We start from the raw sequence: 25,704 nt of genomic DNA, 5'->3' as shown, positions 1-25,704 counted from the left end.
CCGTATTGAACCTCAGTTAGAGACAGCAGGAGTTATCAACTGTGAAGAAGTCAGTATTTATACTTAGTAAGATATCAACAGCTAAGATAGGTATACTGTACAAATATGGTGATTGTATATAGAAATACTTATATATATACTAACATTTTGCATAATACTAATATTAGTATATCATGAGAAAAGTTAACTTTCGAAGAGTGACTGAGTATATAAAAGGCAACGCTGTTCCTCGCTTTTCTAGTCGAAAAAAGATAAATTAACCAAAAGATAGTTGTATCTATGGCAAAACTAAGCGAGCTATCGAATGAATTTAAAGACATATACACTGTAGAGACAGACGGAGTATTTGACTTTAAGACATATCTCAACGGTACTTGGACTTCATCAAAGGAGTTCGATGAGATAAAATCTCCCATAGACCTTGAAGTATTTGCAAGAGTTCCGAGGCTGAATTACGAAATGGTAGACCTAACGCTTCAGACAATACACAATAAGGGTAAATGGGAAATCAGGGACATGCCAGGGGAAAAGAGGCTCGAAGTATTCCATAAGATAGCGGAGCTCCTCGATAAGTTCAGGCAGGACTTCGTTAACGTCCTGGTGATAGGTAACGGGAAGACACCCTCAGCAGCAAACGGGGAAGTAAACGCGTCAATAGAGAGGTTAAAGAGGGCCGACCTCGACGTAAGGAAACTGTACGGCGAGTACGTCCCTGGGGACTGGAGCAGTGAAAGTTTGGAAGCCGAGGCGATAATAAGGAGGGAGCCTTTAGGGGTCGTTTTAGCGATTACTCCTTTTAACTACCCCCTATTTGATGTCGTAAATAAGTTCGTGTACTCTACAGTAGCGGGTAACGCGTTTGTAGTAAAGCCTGCAAGCTCTACCCCCGTCCCTGCTATCCTCTTCGCTAGATTGGCTGAGCTAGCCGGGTTCCCCAGAGAATCACTGGCTGTAATTACCCTCCCCGGGAGGGAGATGGACAAAATAGTCCAAGACAAGAGAGTGAGCGTAATATCCTTTACGGGTAGTACCGAGACGGGAGAACATGTGATGAAGGTAGGTGGCGTGAAACAGTACGTTATGGAACTGGGGGGAGGGGACTCAGCGATTGTAATGTCAGACGCTGACCCTAAAGCCTCAGCACAGCGTATTGTTATGGGGGTTACGAGCTATTCAGGGCAGAGGTGTGACTCCATAAAGTTCATTTTCGCTGAGGGTGGTGTCTACGACAGACTTAAGGCAGAACTCGTCGAGGAATTTAAAAAAATCAAGGTAGGTGACCCGAGGCAAGACGGGGTGAGCATGGGCCCCATAATAGACTCGAAGACCGTTGATGAGTTCCAGTTCGCCGTAGAAGACGCTGTGAAAAAGGGCGGGGTAATACTCTACGGGGGCAAAAGACTGGGCCCCACATACATAGAACCTACCTTAATAGAGGTAGACAAGGAAAAAATCAAGGATCTATACTTGTACAAGAAAGAGGTATTCTTATCTATAGCTGTCCTCGTTAAGGTAAACAGCGTAGACGAAGCAATAACCCTTTCTAACGGGAGGAGGTACGGCTTGGACGCCGCGATATTCGGAAACGACATTAACAAAATAAGGAAAGCTATGAGGTTGCTCGAGGTCGGAGCGGTCTACATCAATGACTTCCCCAGGCACGGTATAGGTTATTTCCCCTTTGGAGGTAGGAAGGACTCAGGGATAGGTAGGGAGGGGATAGGGTACACTATTGAGTACGTGACGGCGTACAAGACTATAGTATATAACTACAAGGGAAAGGGTGTATGGGAGTACATGTGACTTTTCTCAGCCTTTCTGTTCCGTAGTTACCATAAAGATCGAGAAAATCACAAATAAGGCACCAACTATTTCTCCCGCAGTGGGGATCTGCCTAAAAAACACTATAGCTAAAAGAGTAGCTACTACCGGCTCAAGCAAGCCGATAGTTTCTATGTGTTGCGGTTTCACCTTTCCTGAAGCAACAATAATTGAGGTATGCCCTAGGAGGGTAGGGAGCAATATGAGCCCAGCTAACGCTAAAGCCGAGTCAACACTAAACTCTCCTATACCTTCGATTAAAAACAACGGTAAAGTGAATATTGAAGAGGAAATATAAATGGACGATGTGGCCTTCAGGGCATCGTCGTTCACCCTGCTCAGGCCAGCTGTGTACAAGGCTATTAAGAAGGCTGAGAGTACGGCAATGAAATTACCCAGAGAAGTACTGGGTTGAAAAGGTAAGTTCATTAAGACTACTCCTAAAAACCCCGTAGCTACGGCAAGGAAGTCCCTCCTACTTACTTTTATGTCCAGTAAGGGTGACATCAGGATGACGAAAAACGGCGATGTAGAGACTAACACTGTTGCGTCTATGATCGTTGTAGTGTATACACTGATTATGAACGTTATCATATGGAGGGCTAACAACAGACCGAAAGGAGAGTACTTCACCACTTTCCTCAAGTCTATCCTACCGAAGGAGAGGATTAACCCGGCTATGAAAAACCTGAGGAACGCTATACTCCCGGGGGTCATCTGGGACACTTTTATGAATATCGAAGCGGTACCAAAGCTTATCCCCCCGGCTATTAGTAGTAGGTAATAACCCCTCTTCCCTAACATTACGACACTTTATATTTGCAGATGGAGTATATGAATTATGCAAATAGTAGTCCCAGTATTAACCCCATTTACAAAGGACGGAAAAGTGGATAAAGAGACGTTAAAAGAACACGTAAGGAACCTGATCAAATACGTAGACGTCGTCTTTGTGAACGGTACGACCGGGTTAGGTCCCGCCCTATCCAAGGAGGAGAAAAAGGAGACGTTAAGTGCAGTCTACGACGTTACGGATAAGGTGATCTTCCAGGTAGGGAGCCTGAACCTAAACGACGCGGTAGAACTGGTAAATTTCTCAAAGGACTTCCACTTAGTAGGCGTAGCCTCTTACAGCCCCTACTATTTCCAACGCCTGCCTGAAAAGTGGATACTAAATTACTTTAACGAACTATCGAGGAAGGCGGAGCACGACTTTTACTTGTATAATTACCCTTCAGCTACGGGCTACGACATATCTGCCAAGTTAGTGAATAAAATAGAGGGGATAAAGGGGTTGAAGGACACTAACCAAGACTTGGCACACTCACTGGAATATAAGATAGCAAACCCGCATTTAATAGTGTATAACGGTTCCGATAGCTTGGTCTATTATTCACTACTCTCACTAGACGGTACAGTAGCGTCTGTTGCGAACCATTCCCCGCACCTCCTCTCAGCGATGAGGAGGTTTATTAAAGAGGGAAAAAAGGAAAAGGCGTTACAAGTCCAGTTAATCATTAATTCCATGTTAGACGTCATGAGGAGATACGGGCAACTCTCCTCCACTTATTCGATGGTAGAGGTAATGATGGGGTATAAAGTAGGCTACCCTAGACCGCCAATATACCCACTCTCTGAAGAAGAGATCCACCAACTAAAGAGTGAAGTTGAACCTTTAAAGAGAAAAGCTGAAGAACTTATTAGTGGGTAAAATGGCAAAACTCGTCACTCTGGGTGAGATCTTAATACAGTTTAACGCTATGTCTCCGGGCCCTTTAAGGCATGTAAATTATTTTGAAAAACACGTAGCGGGGAGTGAGGCTAATTATTGCGTAGCTTTTGTAAGGCAGGGGAACGAGTGCGGTATAATCTCGAGGGTAGGGAACGATGAGTTCGGTTACAATGCAATAGAGTGGTTAAGGGGGAAAGGAGTGGACGTCTCTAAGGTAAGGATAGACGATTCAGCACCGACCGGTATATTCTTCGTCCAGAGGCACTATCCAGTCCCCTATAAGAGCGATTCCGTATACTACCGCAAAGGGAGTGCCGGGAGTAGGCTTTCGCCTGAGGACGTGGACGAAAAGTACGTGAAAGGTGCTGATTTGGTGCACTCTTCAGGGATAACTATTGCTATATCAGACACGGCTAAGGAGGCAGTGTATAAGGCGTTCGACCTCGCTAAGAGTCGTTCCTTCGATACTAATATCAGGCTGAAGCTCTGGTCTCCTGATAAGGCGAGACACGAGATAATGAAACTCCTTAACCAGTTCCACTTAAATTTCTTAATAACAGATACCGACGACTCCAAGATAGTCTTAGGTGAGTCAGACCCTGACAAGGCCGCTAGGGTACTTCAGAACTATGCGGACATAGTCGTAATGAAAATGGGCTCTAAGGGTGCAATATTGTACTACGAGGGCAAGAAGTACTATTCCCATGGGTACACGGTACCGGTGGAAGACGTAGTAGGGGCGGGAGACGCGTTAGGGGGGACATTCTTGTCACTTTATTTCAGGGGGTTCACACTCGAAAGAGCCCTAGACTACGGGGTAGTAGCAGGTACACTGAACGTGATGATCAGAGGGGACCAGGAAAACTTACCTTCAATAGAGGACATCCAGAGGTTCCTGAGGGAGTTTAGCTGAAATTTTTTTGAAGTCCTCCACGCGGCTAAGTCATAAAGCTAATGAGTAAAACCCCAATACTAGGTAAGCTGTAGGTGCGTGGGGTTCATTAATACAACCTATAAGTAAGTTAGGATTTATTGAGAACTGGTACGCTTATCCTCTTGGTATTACTTCTTAATTCCTAGCCTAATATTTCAGACCGCACAGTCATGAGAGCTTCAGTGTAACAGTATGACAGAGCTAATGTCCCTCATTAATGCCTTAGTCGACCCGAGAAAGAGGTCTATAGCTAATATCAGGCGGAAAAAGGGATGGGGTTGCGGGTATATCAAGGCACGGCTAGACCGCTATGTTGAAGTTACGGAGAAACTTAATATACTTTGTCACAAAGTAATAAAGTGATGTCCGAGACTATAAGGGTATCGAAGGAGGTAAAGAAGGAGTTATTGAGGATAATGGGTGAACTACAAATAGAAAGGGGAGAAAAGGTTGACTTTAATGACGTAATCGAGTTCCTCCTCTCGCTGTATAGGAAGAAAGACCCGGAAAAACTCAAGGACTTGGTAGGGCTGGTACCAGAAATCTCCGTTAGTGATCTAATAGAGGAGAGGAGAAAGGAGGTCCAGCATGAAAAGGAAAAGTATGGTATTTGACTCCGGTGTGGTCATTGAACTACTCTCCGGTAGTGAAGAGGGTAAGAAGATAGAGGGTTTCATAGAGGAGGGACTAGACGAGGTCTTCATAAACGAGTTAAACATGGAGGAAATTAAGTACGTGGTGTGCAGGAGGAGCGGTGAAGAGAAGGCTGAGGGACTTGAAGGCTTGTTGGCCTCTACGGGTTATTTTACGGTTCTCCCTTTCTCTAGGGTGAAGGGGGAGGTGTACAAGATAAAGTGTAAATACCCGATATCTCTGGCAGACGCGACAAGTATTGCTAGCGGTAAGGCCTTAGGGATACCTTCTGTGTTTAAGAGGGAAAAAGAGATTGAGCCCTTTAAAGAGGAGCTGGGCATACTCTTTGTAGATGAGCTACTCAAGTGATAAGAGGGCTATCCGAGTTAAACACCCAGTGGGGGGGGGGGTCACTTTTTCTTCAATACTTTAATTAGGGTTGACGCGAAATAAGGCAAGTCCCCGGGGTGCCTTGAAGAGATCAGGTTCTCGTCTTCTACTACCGGGCTATCGACATACTCTCCGCCTGCTGCTATGACATCATCTTTGATCGACGCTACTGAGGTCACTTTTTTGCCTTTGATTACACCCGCAGAAATTAGTATCTGCGGGCCGTGACAAATTGCCGCTACAGGCTTTTTCAGTTCGAAGAACTTCCTCGTTATTTCTTTGACCTCAGGCAAAGTCCTTATCCTTTCAGGTCCCCTCCCGCCGGGTATCACTAAGGCTAAGTAGTCTTCAGGGTTTACTTCCTTAAAAGAAATATCTGCGACTACGCTGTAACCGTGTTTACCAGTTATTTTACTACCCTTCTCCTTACCCGCAATCACGGGTGTAAAGCCTTCTTCTATTACCCTATAGAAGGGATAGAGTAGTTCAATATCTTCATATTCATCTCCAACTATGAAGAGTACTTTCATAAGGTAAATTATGAAAAGTAGGATAAAAACGTTGACTACCCCATTTAGTCTTTTCTCGCCAAATTAGCAAAACGTAGTGCTAGTATTTATAGCCGGGTCGGTTAATAAAGGGTAATAATGCCTCAAGTATAGGGCCAAAAAATTCACCTGGCAAGAGAATTGACGTTACCCTCCAGCCCCTGGTAGGATATAACTAATATTGTAGCAAAAGACGTATTATCTTAATTTTTGCATGAGCTATTATTATTCAACTTTTACCTCCTCAGGTAGAGCATATATGTGAAACGAGAAGTCTTAGGCAAGGGGGGAGAGAGGTAACGAAGCTAAGTAACTGGTAGCCACTAAAAGTAATTACTAGTTACGATGAAAACAGAGCTATTAACTAACCTTTAACTCCCCCCCCCCCATATTTTTAATCAAAGACACGATTTCTGCGTGTACAAATACCTGCGGAAAGTTCCCGGTGAACTCACCCCTAACCGGGTCCATATGTTCACCCATGAGGTAGAGCGGGCTAGAGACTTCCTCCAGCCTTTCTAGTATCCTTTCAGCTTTACTGACCTCTCCCAACATTAAGTAAACTCTCGCTAACCACACTGTAGTCAGTAAGAACGGGTACTTTGCCTCGCCCATAAAGTCCTTTTTATACCTCTTCACAAACACGCCATCTATTACTAGTTCCTTCTCTATTTTATCTAGAGTAGCCGTGAAAAGCGGGTCGTCGACGCTGATGAAGCCATAAATCGGTGCTGAGAGTAAAGAAGCGTCTACCTCGTCTTCCCCACCGGCATACCTTATAAAGTGCCCGCCCTTTATACAATTAGTCAGTATCCACTCCCTGAGTTTCTCCCTGCTCTCACTCCACCTGTCTGTCTCACCTAAAGCGGTAGCCATCTTCCCTACCTTGTCCAACGCGATCCACATCATCATCTTAGAGTGGGTATAATGCCTCGGTTCTCCCCTATCTTCCCATATCCCTGAGTCCTTCAGTGTCCAGTTACGGGATACCCAGTCCGCTATGTGGGAGAGCTTATCGAACTGGTCTCTTAAGAACACTTTGTCACTTGTACCTTGGTAGTATCTATACACTGCAGAGACGAAGAACCCTTCTACGTCGAGCTGTATTTGTTTAGACGCAGCATTACCCACCCTTACGGGCTTGGAACCCTTATAACCGGAGAGCCAGTTTAACTTCACTTCAGGGGGAGGGATAGTCCCCTCAATGGTGTAAAGTGGGAAGTAAAAGGGCTTAGACGAGAAATTTATCAGGGAGAAGAGGAAATTTATTATCCTCCTCCCCTCCACTACGAAACCTGCATCTAATAGTCCTATAGCTGTAATTGACGAGTCCCTGACCCACGTAAACCTATAGTCCCAGTTCCTGCTCCCGCCTTCGACTTCCGGTAGTGAAGTAGTAGGTGCAGCTATACTCCCACCGGAGGAAGAGTATATCGAGCCTAGGAGAGTGAACACTGAAGCCTTAAACAGCTCCCTGAACTTTTCAACCTCTTTTATGTCAAAACTGTTCCAAAACTTTACCGTCTCGTCGAAAGACATCTCGTAATTAGCGGTTAGGGTCTTACCCCTCTCGCTCATTATCCCGTGCTCTATGTCCGAACTGTAATTTGCTACTAATACCCCGTCACCTTCACTGAATTCCCATAAGTACTTGTCCTTTCTCCTCACCTTCCCGCGGTAAGAGTGTAAGAACGCTATACAGTCCCTACCTTTAGGGTTTATAAACCTGCTGTTCCTTATGATCGGTCTATATAGGGCGTACCTGAACACAGGTTTAAACAGTACTTTGAAGCCCACTTCGGCGTTAACTTTTCTTATTACCACGGTTTCTCCCAATGAAAGTAAGTCAGATATCGTAATAGAGCCCTTCTCGGTGATTACCTCCGTCCTCAGAACTAAGGGGTATTCGTAGTATTGCCTTATTTCCTTTACCTTATAGTCAGGGAGTATAGTGAATTCTCCGCCTTCCTCATCCAATAGTCTACTAAAGACTGACGGCGAATCGTACTTCGGTAGGGGTAACCAGACTATGCTAGTATCTTGGACTAATGCTGCCGTCTTTTGGTTTGATATAAACCCTAACGGTCTCACAGTAAGTTGTAGAAGCTATGGTTTTTAAACTTGAGAGTAATAGGTGATAACTTTTCTTTCAGCTTCGGCGACATTGTCCCAAGAGGAGTACAGCTTTAAAAAGCCTTCTAGTTTTTCCTCATTCATAACACTTTCATACTCTGCAGGGTTCATATCGAGGATCTTTACTGTTTTATTGGCAGCACTTACAATATCGAACTCGTTAACGAGCTCAACACTTCGTAACCCGCTGTATATTGACCTAACACCGGGTATATCGTATGATATTGCTGGAGTCCCTAGGGCTAAGGACTCCAAGATCGCCAAGGAGAAAGAGTCGGCATGGGTAGGGTAAATTAAAGCCTTAGCTCTCGAAATAATTGCGGAAAACCTCTCTAACTCTTGTCTCCTATCTATGAACCCCAGGTACTCTACATACTTATCGAGTCCCAGTGAACTAATCTTTTTCCAGAACAATTTCTCAATACAAGGAGAAGAAAACTTACCCATTAACACTAACCTTACGTCCTTTTTCTTCCTCACTTTAGCAAATATTTCAGGGAGCTCTAAAACCCCCTTATGTTCCGCCAGTACCCCGAAATATAGGATATAGTCCTCTTTATCCGACGTATTCCTAAACCTAAGGAGTTTGTCCTCAAATGCGTTACCGGGTCTAAGGACTATTTTCGGGATACCTAACTTGTCCAGCCCGGCTTCGATGATAGGCCCTTCACTGACGCTTGAAATAAAAGAAGGGAGAGACCCCCTGAAAAGGGCTTTATGTACCGGCTTTAAATATGTTTCGTTATAAATATACCTCGTGAGGAACCCCCTCCTTTCCATAAACATACACCTGTTAAACCTAGTCTTCACTAGCTTACGTAGGTATTCTAATGAGTCCTCGTAATATGGAGTAGCTTGCAGGGTAATACCGAACTTCCTCTGTGCGTACTTAGCTAAATAAAATATGTCAAGGGACGTGTGGTCCGGTTCGTATAGGAAGTCCACTTTTTTAGCTTCTTCACTATAGGCCCTAGCGACGAGTCTGGCAGTGTCCCTGGGGAAAAACTGTTTGAAACCTGAGGGGTTGACCTTGTCCAGAAGGTAAGGAAAGGCTTCCGCGACCTTTACAAACTTTTCGACCTCATTGACTTTCTTCAAAACTTCCTCTTTCCTGTCCCCCCACCTGAGGAACAACCTGCTTGAAGGGAAGTAAGTTATTTCAAATTCCTTAGCCAGCCTCTTAACGACTTCTAATGAGTGTAACCCCCCTCCTCCCGGAAATATAGGGGCTATGAGTTGGTCGTAGACTATTCCTAATCTCATTCTCAGTATCTAGTTGTAGGTCAAATTTTTAAACTAGGTTATGACTTACCTCTCGATATGGAGTATTATCTGTCAAATATTTCGGGAGTGGCTAAAACAGAAGTGCCTATTAAAGGCTCTAAAGGTGCTTACATACAGTGGTTAATAACCAAGGAACACGGTGCACATTATGCGGTGAGGAAATTCACATTAGACCCTCAAGGAGTGATCCCGATGCATGTCCATAAGTACCAAGAGACGGTAGTCATCACGAAGGGTAAGTGTAAGGTCTGTGTTGCGGACAAGGTCTACGAGATGAAAGAAGGTGATTTTATATTTATCGACGCTAACGTAAAGCACGCTTTTGTAAACTCAGACTCTCCGCTGGAGTTTTTCTGCATTATAGACTACGCTGACGATATGAGCATAAAGACACTTGACGAAGAGTGCAAAGGGAAATAGAAGTCTCGGTTAAAAAACCTGGAGTTTAAGCGACTCCCTTTTTCTATTTACGCATTCGTTACACTGTTACGCCGAGCAGTCCGTACTTAATTTGCAGGGGCTAACGGGGAAAAAATCAGTCGTAATAAGTCAGTGCTTGTTCCCTTAGGAAAGACAGCAGGTAATAAGGTCCCCCCGCGTTCTTTCCGGTCCAACCAGAGTGCTTCCATCCGCCGAAAGGCTGTACCCCGGGCATAGCACCGGTAGTAGCGCCTACAGTCCTATTAGCGTAGACTACCCCGGCTTCGATATTATCGAAGAAGTACTCTACCTCCTTTTTGTCCTCACTGAATATCCCCGCAGTCAAACCGTACTCCACGTCATTAGCCATCCTTACAGCTTCTTCCAAGGTCTTCACTTTTCCTACCAAAAGTATGGGGACAAAGAGCTCAGTCTTCCACATCCAATGCTCATAAGGTAAACCGGTGATGACTGTAGGTTCTACATAATACCCTCTATCTTCGTCGATCACTTTACCGCCTACTGCTATCTTCCCTCCGTTCTTTACTGCTTCGTCTACGAATTTCTTATACTTCTCTACTGCACCCTTGTTTATTATAGGGCCTAAGAACACTTCTCTCTTCCTCGGGTCACCTACCTTGATCTCCTTAACCTTATTTACAAGCTTCTCTACAAACCTATCGTGTACGCTTTCAAACACGAACACCCTCGAAGTTGCGCTACATTTTTGACCGCCAAAACCGAAAGCACCGCGGTAGACCCCTTCTGTAGCTTTGTCCAAGTCGGCCTTATCTGTCACTACTACCGGGTTTTTGCCCCCCAATTCCATAACTATAGGCCTTGGGTCTTTCTCTATCAACCTCTTTGCTAGTGAGTGCCCTACGTCCTTTGAACCCGTAAATGCCAGCCCGTCAGCCCTGGACAGCATCAGGTCAGCTATGTCCTTACCGCTACCGGTCACGTAATTTATTACCCCGGCTGGGAACCCCGCCTCAAGCATTATTTTCACTAGGTTGAAAGCGGAAAGCGGTGTATCCGAAGAGGGTTTGACTACTGCCGTATTACCAGTAATGACCGCCCCCAAACTCATTGTGGTAGTTATAGCCAACGGGAAGTTAAACGGTGCTATTACCGCCCAAGCCCCATAAGGCTTCATTACCGAGAAGGAATGCTCGTTCTTATACATCCTCGATTCCATATCCCTTGAAAACCCCCTGTTTAACTGGAGTATGTATGCGTAGTACTCAAAATAGTCTATCGCCTCATCTACTTCCCCAACGGCCTCGTACCGGTTCTTCCCGTTTTCCAGTGTTATTGTAGCCGCAAGCTCGAACTTCCTCCTCCTCATCAACTCCGCTGTCCTCTTTGCCAACTCGACCCTCTCCCTCCACGAGGTTAACCTCCATTCCCTATACGCTTCTCTTGCTACCCTGAACGCCTTGTCAACTGAGTTTTCGTCCGCCATCTGGAACCTACCTATGACCAACGACGTGTCTATAGGAGACCTAACTTCAAACGTCTTTCCCGTCCTTACCTCTTCCCCACCTATCAATATCGGGTATTCTTCTCCCAAGCGGACTTTTTCCAGCGCTTTTTCGAATTCTTGGTGGAACTCCTCTTCCCTACCCTTATATTTAGCTACGGTGTTCTCGTTTGTGAAAGCCATATCTATAATTATAGATTAACGGAAATAAAAAAGTGGTGTCTTTTTGTCACGTATGAAATAAAGTTTATTTTATTGATAAACTAAGAAAAAAGGTGGATGAGTGTAAACGAGCTTATCGACTACCTAGCTAAAGCTAGGTCAGAAAAAGAAGTCAAAAAGAGGCTAAGTAGGAACGAGCTTGCACTACTGGACTTTTTACTCCAGACCGGAGTTGTGAAGAGGGTAAAGAACTATTACTACATAACTTACGTGCCTGACATGGTACTGTATGACGTCGTAGTAATAGATAAGGAGGATAAGCTGGTGATCAGGGGTACCGGAGAGGGGCTAAAGGACATAGATTTGGACTTTAACGTAGTAATAAGGTCTAGAATAGCAAAGGCAGATGAGAGTGAGCTGAAACTCTGTAAAGACAGGAAAATAAAGTTCCAGTTAGTCTATTCCCCTTCTTCGAAAAACGAGATCCCGCACCAGATGCCTTTTACGTCTCTCTTCCTAGTATACCCCGCTAAAAGGCTGGAGATCAGGGTTGAAGGGGCTTACAGTGAGTTTTTCGCGTTTTCCACACCTTCCCCATACTTCTTCCCTATTGCGACTCCAAACTCAACGTCCCCTCCGGTGTGGAATAACGCTAAGCCTATGACATACGGCGTTTTCATACCGTCTAACCCTAGTAAAGGATAAAACCTTTCTCGCCCTATTAAGGTTATGGACACGGTTGAAGAGGCATATTCTTTGAAGCTAATATCAGAAGTTAAGGTGAGTAAAAAAGGTATTTTCCACACTGAAACTTGGATAGATGAAAACAAGTATAAGTCTTCACTCTTTCTAAACGGGAGCCGTCTAACTTTTGGCGGGAAAGAGACGTCCCCACAGTATGACGGGGAATACCTATATTACGTGGTCGACGGGAAAACACTGGTTAGGCAAAGGCCCTATGGAGAGCCTGAGAAGCTCTTCTCACTCGGAAAGGTACACAAGTACGCCTTTCATAAAGACGGCATACTGGTCGTAGGAGAAAGGAAGGAAAATAAGGAGACACATTTCGTGGCGGGAAAACTCAAATACAGGTTCGACGGGAGGGGACTACTCAGGACTAGGATGTCGTTATTCCTTTACAACGAGAAGGGATTAACACCGCTAATAGAAGGGGACTTTGACGTAACAGACGTGGTGACTAACGGTAAGAGGATAGTTATATCGGCGACCAAAGAAGGGGACGATTACGGGCTAGCTGACTTATATGAAGTGGAAGGTAATGAGTTAAGGAGGATCACCGGCGGAGAAGGCGGTATCTACGCTGTCGCGATGAACGAAAAAGGGGAAGTAGCGTATTTGGGCCACAGAAAGGGCAAAACACCGTGGGCTGTTAAGGAGGTAATCCTACCTGAACGAGGTGAAAGTTACCTTTGCGGTAATTATTGCGGTAATAGTGTACTTAGCGACCTATTTGACGGAGCTAAAGAAAAGTTGATTTTTGACAAGGACGAGGTAATTACAACTGGTCAAGTAGGGGGGCGGGTCAACTTATATAGAATAGCTGACGGTAAAGTGGACCAGTTAACAGAGGGAAATATAGTGGTAAGGACTTTCGACTACGTAGACGGGGACTTAGCTTACGTCTATACTACCCCTGAGAAACCTTCAATCTTAGTATACCCTAGGGGTGACTCAAAGACACCTTTTGAGTACGACCCCAACCCGAAAGTGAGGGGTATTAAACCGGAAGAGGTTAACGGAGAAGTCCAAGGGTGGGCAATAATCGTAGACAAAAACGCGCCTACTATACTTTTTATACACGGGGGCCCGCATACCGCGTATGGTTACTCTTATTTTATCGAATTCCAGTTCTTTGCGAAGCACGGTTTTAACGTAATTTACTCAAACCCCAGGGGGAGTCAAGGTTATGGAGAAGAGTTCGCAAAAGCTTGTGTAGGCGATTGGGGAGGTAAAGACATGGAAGACATTATGAAATTCGTGAAGACCGTTAAGGAAAAATACGGGCTGAGCGGGAAGATAGGTGTTACAGGCGGTTCTTATGGTGGCTTTATGACCAACTGGATAGTGACGAAGACTGATGAGTTCAGTGCTGCTGTAAGTGAAAGGAGTATATCCAACCTTGTCAGCATGTGCGGGACAAGCGATATAGGGTTTTGGTTTAACGTGGTGGAATCCGGGCTAGACGACCCGTGGAAGCAAGAAAGTATAGATAAGCTAATGAAGATGTCCCCGATTTACTACGTGAAGAATGTAAAGACACCGACAATGCTAATCCACGGAGAAGAAGACTACAGGTGCCCTATAGAACAAGCTGAACAGTTCTTTATGGCTTTAAAGATGAACGGGATAGATACGGAACTCGTAAGGTACCACGGGGACGGTCATGAACACGCGAGGAGGGGGAGGCCCGAGAATATGAAGGATAGGCTCAGGAGAAAACTTGACTGGTTTAACAAGTACCTACGGTAGATACACTCCACCGTTCTCTATTTGAAGAGTTAAAATCTCCCAATTTCTACTTGGTCACCGCGATTCTTTCCAAGTTTGATGTTTTTGCGTCATTTTATTTGACGACTAGCGATCCACGTTGTCCCTAATCGTCTTGTGTATTTACATTATAGTCTGCTCTGTTACGTTTATTATAAAGAGTTTATTATCACCCCTTAAGTTTTTGAAATGAATATTTCGAAATTTTTGACAGCGTGTAGATTGCCAGATCGTATAAAGCTAAGCAAGAAGTCGAATACTTTTAGTCGTTAAGCACAACCCCTATTGACGGGATTTTAAATATGTATCAATGTACATTTTTTGAATTTATAATAATTCAGCCGAAAGATACACAAAGTATTTATTAAATTTCCCAATTTAGTTAATCAATGTATCCACCGCAGTTCGGATATTACAGACCTGTTAGCCTGAACGACGCCTTGGACTTTCTAGCCGGAGGAGACGTAAAACCCATTGCGGGAGGCCAGAGTTTAATACCAATGCTTAAGTTCAGGGTTATAAGACCGAAGTTCTTAATGGACTTAAACCCGCTAAAAGAACTCAACCACATCACTTTAGGGGAAGACTCTGTTACTATAGGTGCTACTGTTACACATGCTGAGCTAGTGAGAAGCGGGATAGTAAGGAGAGACTTACCCTTACTCCACCAATCAGCTAATAAAGTGGGAGACATGCAGGTGAGGAACATGGGGACATTAGGCGGTTCTCTATCTAATGCAGACCCCTCTGCTGATTACCCCGCGGTAGTTACTGCTTATGACGCTAAACTGAGGCTACAGAGTAACCAAGGTATAAGGGAAGTCCATGCTAAAGATTTCTTTAAGGGGCCTTTCACCACAGAGGCAAGAGAAGACGAACTCCTCGTAGAAGTGGTCTTCCCTAAGCTGGAGGGGTATAAATACAAATACGGGAAAGTAGTCAGGAGGGCTGGGGACTTTGCCCTAGTAGGTATTGCCGTTTTAGCTAAAGTTGACGAAGTAGTGAAAGACATCAGGGTAGCATATACCGGGGTCTCCGATAAACCTTTCAGGCCCTACGAACTGGAAAAGGACCTCATAGACGCAAAGCCTTCAGAAAAACTCATTCAAGAGTTTGCTGAAAAAGCGAGTTCTCAAGTAAACCCCCCTTCAGACTCGAGGGGTTCGTCGGAATATAGGAGGAAAGTCATGAAAGCCCTTACGTTAAATACCTTAAAAGAGGTGTTAGGAATTGTTGGTTAGGCCAGGAGAAAAAGCCAAGGTTAAAATAAAAGTAAACGGGATATGGTACGAAAGAGAAGTAGAGCCGAGACAGCTACTAGTCCACTTCTTAAGGGACGAATTGGGTCTCACCGGGACTAAGGTAGGGTGTGACACGTCAACTTGCGGTGCATGTACAGTGCTCCTCAACGGAAAGAGCGTTAAGTCATGTACAGTCCTTACAGTCCAAGCTGACGGTGCGGAAGTCACTACTATTGAGGGACTTGACGCTAAAGATATTAAAGAGGCGTTTAAGGAGAACTTTGCCTTACAGTGCGGTTACTGTACTCCCGGGATGATAGTCCAATCGTTTTACCTATTAAAGGAATACCCACACCCGTCGGAAGAAGAGATAAGGGAAGGGATCCACGGTAACATCTGTAGGTGTACCGGTTACCAAAATATCGTAAAGGCAATAAAACAAGCTTCTGGTGATGGTCATGTACACGGGTAAGGTTATAAAAAGGTTATACGACGATAAGTTCGTAAACGGTAAGTCGACATACGTAGACGATATACAGATATCAGCCTATTACGCAGGCTTCGTCAGGAGCCCTTATGCCCATGCTTACATAAAGTCAATAGACGCTTCAGACTCGTTAAGGGTACCCGGGATAGTGGCAGTGTTCACAGCCAAAGACTTGCAAGTAAAGGACGGAGTAGGGATCTGGACTACTTATGAAGACCCTAAGCAGTGGAAGTTTATCAAGAGGAAACCCTTGGCTGAAGGTAAGGTAAAATATACTGGAGAGCCGGTGGCTATAGTCATCGGGACTGACAAGTATAGTGTGAGGGACGCTATAGATAAGGTGAGTGTAGACTATGAAAGGTTACCGGCTGTAACCAAGATGGAAGAAGCAGTAGAGGACAAGGTGCTAGTACACGATGAGTTGAAGACAAATGTAGGCTTTGACCAGACATACAGCGCGGGCAATGTGGAGAACGCCTTCAAAAATGCGGATAAGGTAATCCCGGTAGAGGTGACAAATAACAGGCTGATCCCTTCACCAATGGAGCCTCGGGGGATTATAGCGAGGTATGAAGGGGGTACACTTACCGTATGGTATTCTACCCAGGTGCCGCATACAGCTAGGGCTGAATTTTCCAAGGTCTTCGGGATCCCTTCAAGTAAGATCAGGGTGATAATGCCAGACGTAGGAGGGGCTTTTGGGAGTAAGGTCAACATCTTACCTGAGGACATAAGTGTCATTGCAAGCGCTATAAAGCTAGGTAGACCGGTGAGGTGGACTGCTACTAGGAGTGAGGAGATGTTAGCTTCAGAGGCTAGGCATAACACGTTTAGAGGTGAGATAGCCGTCAAGAATGACGGGAAGCTCTTGGCTATAAAAGGTGAACTCTTGGTTGACCTAGGTGCGTACTTAACATACACTGCTCCCTTACAGCCAGCTATAATCCCCCTGATGATACCGGGCCCCTACAAGGTCAGGGACATCAGTATAAGGAGTAGGGCAGTTTATACTAACACTCCTCCGATCACCATGTATAGGGGTGCCAGCAGACCTGAGGCTACCTTCATCATAGAAAGGATAATGAGTACTATAGCGGACGAGTTAAAGCTAGACGACGTGACTGTAAGGGAAGTTAATATGGTAAGGGCGGACGAAATGCCCTACACAAACCCGTTTGGGTTGAGGTACGACAGCGGTGACTATATCTCTCTGCTTAGGGAAGGACTTAAGGCACTTAAGTACCAACAACTTAAGGGATGGGCTGAAGAGGAAAGGAAGAAAGGAAGAAAAGTAGGCGTAGGGATGGCGTTTTATCTGGAAATAAGCGGTTTCGGCCCTTGGGAGTTCGGGGAAGTGAGGGTATCTGAGACGGGGGACATACTGGTGATCACGGGTGGAACACCCCACGGGCAAGGTACTGAGACGGCCATAGCACAAGTAGTAGCGGACACATTGCAGGTAGACATTAACAGGGTAAGGGTCGTATGGGGAGACACTGAGACAGTAGCGTCGAGTATGGGTACGTACGGTTCGAGGACAGCCTCAGCCGCGGCCAGTGCTGCAATGGTAGCGGCTAAAGAAGTATTGGAAAAGATGAAGAGAGCCGCAGCTAAGATGCTAAAAGTAGACGTCGAAGAAGTGTCATATTCTAGCGGAGAATTTAGCGCACAAGGGAGGAAGGTGACGTGGGATGAGGTGGCTTCGTTCTCCTATAGTTCAAACGAACCCGGTATATATGCTCAAGTGACCTTACCGGGAGATGTCACGTTCCCCTATGGAGTACATGTGGCTCTAGTCGAAGTAGACGATTATGGGATTATCAGGGTGAAGGACTACAAAGCCTATGATGATATAGGTACGGTCATAAACCCGGCATTAGCTGAAGGACAGATCCACGGAGGAGCTACGCAAGCCGTAGGCCAAGCATTGTTAGAGGAGGCTATAATTAACGATGACGGGCAACTAACCGTAACTTATGCTGACTATTTTATACCTACAGCTGTTGAAGCCCCTAAGTTTGAAAGCTATTTCGTAGATAGACCTCATTCTTCTGCATACCCTACAGGTGCAAAGGGGGTCGGAGAAGCTGCCTTAATAGTAGGGCCTGCAGCTATTGTAAGGGCTGTAGAAGACGCTACTGGCAGGAGGTTTAATAAGACTCCCATAAGACCTGAGGACGTAATTTAGTCTTTTTTTTAAAAAATCACCTCATTGCCATTAAGTTCTCATTTTACTCTCCGTCTAAGGCTCTTTCAACCCAACATATACAGACGTTGATGTATCTGAGATTTGAAAGAGATACCAAAAAAGTTATATACATTTTTGTTAGTTATATCATTTCTATTTGTCGAAATTTAAAAAAGTTTTATCTTTGCAAAGAATTGAAGATAAAAAAGATATAATACTTTTTATTGGAAAAACTTAAATTAGTTAAATTAAACACTATAAAATAGGTGGTTTGAAAGAATGGCAAAGACCACGTTAAATGAAGGAAATTCGACTAGGATGGAGTACATATGGCCCATCAGGTTCGCCGTAGGTTGGATGTTCCTAGACGGAGGTCTAAGAAAAGCGGTACTGAAACCAGAGAAACTAGACCCTAATTCTGCCTCGTTTGTAGGTGGAAAACTGGTGAATTTCCTGCCACACGCGGGTCCCTTCAAGCCGTTCTTATTGATGACCTTAGAAAACAGAGCTTTAGACGTCACTTTCCTCACGGTCTTTAGCTATGTAGAACTACTTGTAGGGATCTTGATAGTGATAGGGCTATTTACAAGGTTAGCAGCTCTAGGTGCTCTTGCTATGTCAGTAGGCTTTGCCCCAGCTTATTGGCTGGGCTCTACTTGTGAAGATGAGTGGCAGATAGGCGCACTGTTGACTGCAGGCTCAGTAGTACTTATGTTGACTGCTGCAGGTAGGGTTTGGGGGCTAGACTACTTACTATATAAGAAATTCGGGGACAGGTCATTAGCTAACGTCCCTATACTGAAGTGGATTAAGTTGTGGTGAGAGAACAATGGAGAAAGTAGTAATTTTAGGTCTAATTTTTAGCATCTTAGTCGCGGGCTGGATACTTGCTACGGGTCAGTGGGCATATGGGAATGTAGTAGGCCCATTGGTAAACAACTCTAAATTGCCTAAACTCGATATAACATATGTTAATGCCTACAATACTCCCCAAGGGCTTTGCTTAATCATGAACATTACAGACGTTGACGGGCCTGATGCCTATCCAGCTTCAGCACCTCTAATGGAGATATATAACGCAAACCACACATTCGTAATGTTCCTTAACTCCTCACAGATATCTAACGATACTGTAAAGATAATACAAGCACCGTGGAATTCTAACAAAAAGGATAGCGTAAATTGGTATTCAGGGTTTGTAGTAATATTAGGTAGTGAAGGACAGTTCCACTTGTTGATAAAGGGAGTGCATCTACCCGCAGGAACCTACTACGTGAAGTTATATACCCCTGCAATCAAGACAAGTAGAGAAGCTGTAGCTACTTTTACAATCTCTCAATAAAGGTTTTTTTCCTTTTCTTTTCTCTCCTCATACTCTTTTTCCCTGCATAAAATAAGTTACCTCTAATGTGGGTAAGTGTTTGGTCGTGGTGTAAATTATCCTTGCAATTACTTCTAATCTCACTACGCCCCATGTATGTTCCTATGGTTACACATCGATATTGATGTGTATATACCTAAAAAACTTAGAAGCAGATATTTTTATCGTAAATTGATTGGGTATGCTTGAACACGAGGTGTAATCTTACTTAACGGACACCCCTCCCTGCGGAAAACGGACAGTAATAAAAGCTATAGGTCCTTAGTCTCCTTTAACTTTTGGACATTCGATAAAAACATACTGTGCAAAATGAAATAAAACATATCCTCAAAAAAAGGCTAAGAATATAACCCTGATACAAAAAATTATATCAATGATCAGGCTTTCTACCGGTATACATGACTTTGACAAGCTTATAGAAGGCGGTATTCCTCAGGGCTTCTTTGTAGCGCTAACGGGTGAGCCGGGGACAGGTAAGACTATCTTTTCTTTGAGCTTCACGTATGAAGGCCTAAAGCAAGGTGAACCCGCAATATACGTGACTACTGAGGAAAGTAGGGACTCTATAATTAGACAAGCTAAAATGTTCAATTGGGACTTAGAGAGGTTCCTAGACTCGAAGTTAATAATAATAGACGCGTTAATGAAGGAGAGGGAAGATGAGTGGTCTTTGTCGGAACTCGAGCCCGAGGCGTTGGTACAAAAAGTGATATTGGCTAAGCAGAAGCTGGGGTCCGGATGGGCTAGGCTAGTGATAGACTCCGTCTCAGCCCTATTCCTTGATAAACCTGCCATGGCCAGGAAAATAAGTTACTACTTAAAGAGGGTACTAAACAAGTGGAGGTTTACCATACTTGCCACGTCCCAGTACGCGATCACTACTTCCCAAGCTTTCGGGTTTGGTGTAGAACATGTCGCTGACGGCATAATAAGGTTCAGGAGAGTCATAAAAGACGGTATGCTACACCGATATATAGTCATAGAAAAGATGAGGCAGACAAACCACGACAAGTACGTATGGGAGATCGACATAGTACAAGGGAAGGGAATAGTACTTTTGAATAAGCTTAACGAGAGGAGGGAAGACTACGCCCTCCCTAAGAAGGTTATGGATAAGATTAAAGAGGCGAATAAAGACGAGGACTTAAAAGGCGAAGCTAATGACTGAGTTAGTTCACTTATTCGTTTTCTCAGCCTAGCCCGCTCTTTATCTTGTCCACTATTTTAGGCAAGACCTCCTCCACTGGGACTTTAACCACCACATCGGCAACCGGGTCTAGGGGAGTTTCATCCGTATTTATTATAACCAATTTACCTCCCCTTTCCTTCACTACTTGCGGGATAACGTTAGCCGGGTAGACGGTAAGGGAAGAGCCGAGGACGAGTACCAAGTCGGAGTCGTAGGCTATCTGTATGGCGGTGTTTATCTCCTTAACCGGTTCTCCGAATAGGACTACGTCAGGCCTTAATACCCCACCGCAAGAGCACTTCGGAGGGTTTTCACCCTTGTCGATCATCTCTAAGACCTCAGACGAGTCATAGTACTTAAAACAGGAAGTACAGTAAGACTTCCTCATGGTGCCGTGGAGCTCTAATACGTTTCTAGACCCCGCCTTCTGGTGGAGGCCGTCAATGTTCTGTGTTATCACGTACTTTATTAGCCCTAACCTTTCAAGCTCAGCTAGGGCATAGTGTGCCTTATTGGGCTCAGCTTTGAAGAGTCCCCTCATCCTCAGTGAGTAAAATTCCCAAAAGCCCTTAGGGTCCTTTTCAAAGTAGTCTATAGTGGCCAGTTCAGGGGAGTATTTTTTCCACAGCCCGTTAGGTCCCCTGAAGTCGGGTATACCTGAAGCGGTGCTAATCCCTGCACCGGTGAACGCTATAGAACTGACCGAAGTAAGTAGTAGTTCTGCCACCTCACTAACAGCGTCCTGCCCCATAAATAGAGTGTAGTTCCTATTGGTTTAATTCCTTTACTGTAAAATACCGATTTCGATAGAGAATACATAGTGTAGTTATTAAGCTATGAACTGGACATGGAAGAGAACTAAACCCATTACTACGATGTGGGACAAGGGTCTAGCACGCCTTGGGCTCAATGAAGATGTTTTATAACTCAGTAACTACACTATGAAAGATTATTCAATTTATAAATAAACCTCTAAACTACAATTTGTGGTCATTAAATTATTTATATTTATACAAAATTTTGACATTAAATAGGTGATTCCGGTCAGAGAATTAAAATAAAAAACCAAATAAAATAAAAAACCAATTTTAGTATATACCAGTCAACCTATCATCTTCTTCTCAAGAATACTACTGCTGCTGCTACTATTATGACTATTACGATCACTATACCGGCCACTAAGGCGACGTTAATGCTTGATGTTGTCGTAGTAGTCGTTACCGGAGGTACAGTAGTAGTCACTGTAGGTGTTACATTTAGACTACCGTAACTAAACTCTTCCCTCATATTTCCGTTTACCGTCCAAACAGCTTTGGCTACTATCTCATACACGCCAGGCGTCAACATAGACGTGTTTATACTTGCTTGATAAATCCCGTTACCCATGTTCTTAGCCATAACTACATATGGCTTTCCGTTTATAGTCACGTTACCATAAGGTTTACCGTCGACGTTAAGGTACTTTAAGTAAACGTACACTGTAGCGTTAGAGATCTGAGTGGGTACTAACGTCTGTGTGGAGTTATCCCAGCTGTATGCTGTTACATTAGCAGTGAACGTAGCGGTCTGTCCTTTCTTTACAGTCTGTAAGAACAAGTACGGGTCTATCCTAAAGTAATGGGTGTTAGCTGTTACAATTATTTCCTCGGCCGGTATGTTCCACTCTACCCATCTGTACGGCCCGCTAGATATCAGAGGTGCTATCTTTTCCGCGTACACTAACTGGGGTGGAGTAGTGTTAAAGATGTGAGCAGGTACTATCGGGTACTCGTCAAGGGCTAGTATTTCCTGGATTGGGCTCGTTGTGTTCAGGAATATCTCTATCTGGTACGGGTTAGTCACATTAGTCCACACTAAACCTGGAATAGTATCGAATAAGTCGCTGTTTATGAACCCGTTGACAGCTAAGTAGGTGTAGTTGACGTGAAGCCCGTCAAAGGTGTTTGTACCCATCATACCCGGTAAGTCGTACCACCATATAGAGAAATTGACGTCATATGCTGTGAGCGGTACTCCGTCGATCCACGTGTCATTGTGTACTAGGTTTACAACTAACTCTGTACCGTTAACTATGACTCCACCGTTAGGTAACTTGTAATCGTGCAATGGGATCGTAGTCCAGTTCTTAGCTACCCATGGGATTAGGTAATACGGGCTGTTGAATGTAGTTGGCATAGTATAGTTAGTGACCGCTAATGAGTCGTATAGGTCATCAAGGGTGTTAAAGGCATATAAGGTTGTACTGGCATACGGGTTAATATGCCTTGGTGTATCGCTACTCACTGAAGAGAAGTAGAACGTACCGTTTAGGGCGGAGCCTGACGGGTGGACGTCCGTTATACTCACAGCATACACGTCTGTCACGTTTAAGTATACATAGTTAGCCCAGCCTGGCAAGTACACTCCTTGTATCGCGTTACTCCATACTACTATAATATATGGTAGTTGTTGCTGTAGCAGGTACTCGGCTTCCATCGTCTGGTTTATCATCTGCTGAGTCGTCGGAGCGGTAGCAGCATCAGTGAGGACGGTATCAATGGTGGAGTTGGAGAAACCCCCAACGTTAGCAGGAGTAGTATATATACCTTCCATCCAAGATGGGACTAGTGGCCCTAAACTAATCCACCCGAAGGTCGTCATGTTAAAGTCGTCATAGGGGGGTGTAGTGGCTAGCGTAATTAATGTCCCAAAAGATACAGGTTGTGGAGTAATTGTCAGGTTTATCATCTTAGCTTCTGTGCTCAAGAGTGAGGCTAACCTCTCCTGTGGAGCACTTCCGGTACCGTATAAGAAGGTCAACTGTAATGGTTTACCGTTATAATACCACTGTCCGTTCACATGTGTGATACCCGGTATTTTTTCCAAGTACATAACGGCTCTAGTTAGGTTATACGATTCGTATTGGTCATAATACTGTACTACCTCCGGGTTAAACCAAGACTTATAAACTACTGGTGATACGAAATAGGGATAGTCTGTACCTAGGACTCCGTTGTCCCACACATCGGCAGTTACGTTTTGAGGGTTAATCAGACTGCTTATAGCGTATCTAAAGTATAAGTTAGCTGTTAAGTTATTTCCAAAAGCAAATACTAGCTGTCCGAAGGAAGTTACAGGTGATATGGCTACGTAAACTTTACCCTTATAGTCTGTGAGGAGTGTCTGGATTTCGTCCCTGTGGTCTAATGTTGCGAAGTCGATCTTCCCTTGGATTAGGGCGTTATACTCAGCTGTGTGTGTTGAATAGGAATACAAGTATACTATTGTCCCTACCCAAGGCTCACTATACCTCACCTGATACCAGTTGAGTATAGGTGCGTTAAAGTCTGATATTGCGTATCCGCTGGCTACTATTGGTTCCGATATTATACTTATACCGAATAGTATTAATAGAGCAAATATAGAGGCTAACAAAATATAGTTTCCTTTCATATCAATAGTAAGTTAAGTATATGTGTATTATAAACTTTTATGAAAGATCAAGTAGTGTACTGCAAAAAAGAAAATTATAATGACTGATTGGTTGAAAACATTTACAGTGATAAACATTATTACTATGAAACGTATTTTTTCACAACTTTTCTTAGGAATATCGGGAATATTTCCATTCATTATAATTAACTTTTACATTCAATATGCTTAGCACCATAATTTAATTCTTAGAACTAACTTGTAATATTATATATATTTCTAAAAATAATATAAACGCAGTACAGTAAATAAAGTGTAATATCACTGTATATTTCATTAAAATTATATTAATTTTAACTTTTATAACAGAATTCAAATAATATTACTTGAAGTGGCCCTTCTCCGTCAATAGTCTTTACTACAAAAGTTTAGTTATAGAAGAAAATTCAGACATAATATCTAATAAGTGACTATTTGGGTTATCGCTAAGTTGATAAAATAATCATATACCCTACATACTCCCCGCTACTATTTTGCTCATACCCTACGCCTAGTACACCACCGCCATAGGGGCTCATCTGTTCAATAGTCACAAAAGGCTTTGAAAACACGGAAGTGAATGATTTAAGATTGCTAGTTTCAAGGATGACAGCACCGTACGCAATACCGTTATTCGTGTTGAAAGGCACCTTTAGTGCTACGTAAACGTCGCCAGGAGTTGAGGCTAAAGCTGAAACTACTCCTATCTGGTACTTAAGCTGGATAGGTATAGCGTCTGCACCAGAAATTTCAGCTAAGTAGGGTACCGGAGTGTTTGGTTGAGTCTGGTTTTCTCCCCCTATTAAGGCCGTATTTTTCCACCACGTAGAAGTCAGTATTACCCCGAAATGGTAGTAATTAAATTTTACAAGGGTGAAATTAGTACCGTTAAATAAAGTAGCTGTCATGTTGATCGTGTTGGCACCGCCTACTATTGACCTACTGCCTAAAGTAGAAATTGTATATATCTCGTCTGAGCCTCCCAAGATCCTCATGGCTAATGGCAGGGACGGAGAAAGGTCTTTATGACCGTGTATATTTACCTCTATCAAGAAAGGTATCAAACACGAGTGGCCGTTTAAGCCTATTATATACGCACTCCCCCCCACTAGCCAATAACTCCCCGTCCAATCTATAGAGAAGACCTGACCTAAACTGTAAAAGGGCGACAAGATATAAGATAAATTAACTAAAGTATTTGTACCCAAATTGTATTCGACAAGCGAAGTGTGTAGGTATCCACCAATCCTCGTGCTCCCCCCGATTAAAACGTCACTACCGTTATATCCAAGAGCATATATGTACCCTCCTCTGAAGTAGTTGGAAACACTCTGCAATACGGTGCAGGACTTGTTTGTAAGGCTATACAAGGCAACTATCCCTTCCGGGCTTGAATTATTACCGAGGAACTTGACGCCACCTACTAAGATCTCTCTATCAGAAACTATTGCTAATGAGTAGACCTTAGAGAAGGAAGGGAGAGTCGTATAGCTTACACTTAGGCGATTTTGTAAGGACTGGATATATCCAACGCCTAGTGGGACTACTATTAAAAGGAATATGGCTATAACGACTATTGACGTAATTTTGAGAGTTTTTTTCATTATAAATAGGAATTTATTTTGCTGTATAAATTAGTATTGATTACAATAACGGTTGTCTAAAAAAGTCCCCTATTTTACTTTAAAATGTAAAGGATCAATCAATATTATATTTGAAA

At 43.8% G+C, this 25,704-nt stretch carries 22 protein-coding genes; 14 read left to right on the top strand and 8 right to left on the bottom strand.

Annotation, left to right across the window (positions count from 1 at the left end; all coding sequences use genetic code 11):
- The first annotated feature begins 279 nt into the window (after window positions 1–279).
- A complete protein-coding gene (gene gapN / locus KN1_RS07155) occupies window positions 280–1,803 on the top strand; it encodes an NADP-dependent glyceraldehyde-3-phosphate dehydrogenase (protein ID WP_221286616.1) in 1,524 nt (507 codons plus the stop codon).
- 6 nt (window positions 1,804–1,809) lie between these two features.
- Here the strand turns inward: gapN and KN1_RS07150 are convergent, their stop codons facing one another.
- Window positions 1,810–2,625: a DMT family transporter gene (locus tag KN1_RS07150; RefSeq protein ID WP_221286614.1), complete on the bottom strand. Its 816-nt coding sequence runs from the start codon at window positions 2,623–2,625 to the stop codon at window positions 1,810–1,812.
- Window positions 2,626–2,662: 37 nt separating this feature from the next.
- Between KN1_RS07150 and KN1_RS07145 the strand changes: the two genes are divergently transcribed.
- The 4 genes from KN1_RS07145 (at window position 2,663) to KN1_RS07130 (ending at window position 5,489) form a co-directional block, all read left to right on the top strand.
- A complete protein-coding gene (locus tag KN1_RS07145) occupies window positions 2,663–3,532 on the top strand; it encodes a bifunctional 2-dehydro-3-deoxy-phosphogluconate/2-dehydro-3-deoxy-6-phosphogalactonate aldolase (RefSeq protein ID WP_221286612.1) in 870 nt (289 codons plus the stop codon).
- A gap of 1 nt (window position 3,533) precedes the next feature.
- On the top strand, window positions 3,534–4,466 hold the full coding sequence (kdgK, locus tag KN1_RS07140) for a bifunctional 2-dehydro-3-deoxygluconokinase/2-dehydro-3-deoxygalactonokinase (protein WP_221286610.1): 933 nt from the start codon (window positions 3,534–3,536) through the stop codon (window positions 4,464–4,466).
- Window positions 4,467–4,849: 383 nt separating this feature from the next.
- On the top strand, window positions 4,850–5,101 hold the full coding sequence (locus tag KN1_RS07135; protein WP_221286608.1) for an antitoxin VapB family protein: 252 nt from the start codon (window positions 4,850–4,852) through the stop codon (window positions 5,099–5,101).
- Entirely contained in the window at window positions 5,076–5,489 is a 414-nt protein-coding gene (locus KN1_RS07130) for a type II toxin-antitoxin system VapC family toxin (RefSeq protein WP_221286607.1), read from the top strand. Before KN1_RS07135 ends, KN1_RS07130 begins: the two co-directional genes overlap by 26 nt.
- Before the next feature lie 41 nt (window positions 5,490–5,530).
- Here KN1_RS07130 and KN1_RS07125 read toward each other — a convergent pair whose 3' ends face one another.
- From KN1_RS07125 to KN1_RS07115, 3 genes are all read right to left on the bottom strand, one after another.
- Window positions 5,531–6,040, bottom strand: coding sequence for a type 1 glutamine amidotransferase domain-containing protein (locus KN1_RS07125; protein WP_225905616.1), 510 nt, complete (start codon window positions 6,038–6,040; stop codon window positions 5,531–5,533).
- Window positions 6,041–6,418: 378 nt separating this feature from the next.
- Window positions 6,419–8,149, bottom strand: coding sequence for an alpha,alpha-trehalase TreH1 (treH1, locus tag KN1_RS07120; protein ID WP_221286605.1), 1,731 nt, complete (start codon window positions 8,147–8,149; stop codon window positions 6,419–6,421).
- Window positions 8,150–8,173: 24 nt separating this feature from the next.
- A complete protein-coding gene (locus tag KN1_RS07115) occupies window positions 8,174–9,454 on the bottom strand; it encodes a glycosyltransferase family 4 protein (RefSeq protein ID WP_221286602.1) in 1,281 nt (426 codons plus the stop codon).
- 57 nt (window positions 9,455–9,511) lie between these two features.
- Between KN1_RS07115 and KN1_RS07110 the strand changes: the two genes are divergently transcribed.
- Window positions 9,512–9,895 (top strand): cupin domain-containing protein, encoded by a 384-nt coding sequence (locus tag KN1_RS07110; protein WP_221286600.1) that lies wholly within the window; start codon window positions 9,512–9,514, stop codon window positions 9,893–9,895.
- Between the two features lie 115 nt (window positions 9,896–10,010).
- Here KN1_RS07110 and KN1_RS07105 read toward each other — a convergent pair whose 3' ends face one another.
- Window positions 10,011–11,561, bottom strand: coding sequence for an aldehyde dehydrogenase family protein (locus KN1_RS07105; RefSeq protein WP_221286598.1), 1,551 nt, complete (start codon window positions 11,559–11,561; stop codon window positions 10,011–10,013).
- A 96-nt stretch (window positions 11,562–11,657) separates the two neighbouring features.
- Between KN1_RS07105 and KN1_RS07100 the strand changes: the two genes are divergently transcribed.
- The 8 genes from KN1_RS07100 to KN1_RS07065 all read left to right on the top strand — a co-directional run bounded on the left by KN1_RS07100 (window position 11,658) and on the right by KN1_RS07065 (window position 20,513).
- The gene (locus KN1_RS07100; RefSeq protein ID WP_221286596.1) at window positions 11,658–12,245 is read left to right on the top strand and encodes a hypothetical protein; all 588 of its coding nucleotides are present in this window, start codon (window positions 11,658–11,660) and stop codon (window positions 12,243–12,245) included.
- Between the two features lie 24 nt (window positions 12,246–12,269).
- Window positions 12,270–14,030: an alpha/beta hydrolase family protein gene (locus KN1_RS07095; RefSeq protein ID WP_221286595.1), complete on the top strand. Its 1,761-nt coding sequence runs from the start codon at window positions 12,270–12,272 to the stop codon at window positions 14,028–14,030.
- Between the two features lie 407 nt (window positions 14,031–14,437).
- Complete coding sequence (gene cutB, locus KN1_RS07090; RefSeq protein WP_221286593.1) at window positions 14,438–15,289, top strand: glyceraldehyde dehydrogenase subunit beta; 852 nt, start codon at window positions 14,438–14,440, stop codon at window positions 15,287–15,289.
- Complete coding sequence (locus KN1_RS07085) at window positions 15,279–15,761, top strand: (2Fe-2S)-binding protein (RefSeq protein WP_221286591.1); 483 nt, start codon at window positions 15,279–15,281, stop codon at window positions 15,759–15,761. Before cutB ends, KN1_RS07085 begins: the two co-directional genes overlap by 11 nt.
- Window positions 15,748–17,964 (top strand): glyceraldehyde dehydrogenase subunit alpha, encoded by a 2,217-nt coding sequence (gene cutA, locus KN1_RS07080; protein WP_420857143.1) that lies wholly within the window; start codon window positions 15,748–15,750, stop codon window positions 17,962–17,964. Before KN1_RS07085 ends, cutA begins: the two co-directional genes overlap by 14 nt.
- A gap of 279 nt (window positions 17,965–18,243) precedes the next feature.
- Window positions 18,244–18,786 carry a thiosulfate:quinone oxidoreductase large subunit gene (gene doxD, locus KN1_RS07075; RefSeq protein ID WP_221286587.1) on the top strand — a complete coding sequence of 181 codons (543 nt, stop codon included), beginning with the start codon at window positions 18,244–18,246 and terminating at the stop codon, window positions 18,784–18,786.
- Between the two features lie 7 nt (window positions 18,787–18,793).
- Window positions 18,794–19,306, top strand: coding sequence for a TQO small subunit DoxA domain-containing protein (locus KN1_RS07070; protein WP_221286585.1), 513 nt, complete (start codon window positions 18,794–18,796; stop codon window positions 19,304–19,306).
- 412 nt (window positions 19,307–19,718) lie between these two features.
- Window positions 19,719–20,513: a KaiC domain-containing protein gene (locus KN1_RS07065; protein WP_221286583.1), complete on the top strand. Its 795-nt coding sequence runs from the start codon at window positions 19,719–19,721 to the stop codon at window positions 20,511–20,513.
- Between the two features lie 22 nt (window positions 20,514–20,535).
- On the opposite strand, the gene cobB is transcribed toward KN1_RS07065, so the two are convergent.
- The 3 genes from cobB to KN1_RS07050 all read right to left on the bottom strand — a co-directional run bounded on the left by cobB (window position 20,536) and on the right by KN1_RS07050 (window position 25,588).
- Window positions 20,536–21,285, bottom strand: a complete 750-nt coding sequence (gene cobB / locus KN1_RS07060; RefSeq protein WP_221286581.1) for an NAD-dependent protein deacetylase — start codon at window positions 21,283–21,285, stop codon at window positions 20,536–20,538.
- Between the two features lie 359 nt (window positions 21,286–21,644).
- Window positions 21,645–23,966, bottom strand: coding sequence for an ABC transporter substrate-binding protein (locus KN1_RS07055; protein WP_221286579.1), 2,322 nt, complete (start codon window positions 23,964–23,966; stop codon window positions 21,645–21,647).
- A gap of 464 nt (window positions 23,967–24,430) precedes the next feature.
- A complete protein-coding gene (locus tag KN1_RS07050; protein ID WP_221286577.1) occupies window positions 24,431–25,588 on the bottom strand; it encodes a hypothetical protein in 1,158 nt (385 codons plus the stop codon).
- Window positions 25,589–25,704: the final 116 nt, after the last annotated feature.

Origin of the sequence: Stygiolobus caldivivus (assembly GCF_019704315.1) — an archaeon.
Taxonomy (GTDB): Archaea; Thermoproteota; Thermoprotei_A; order Sulfolobales; family Sulfolobaceae; genus Stygiolobus; species Stygiolobus caldivivus.
This window is presented reverse-complemented; position numbering and strand designations above follow the sequence as displayed.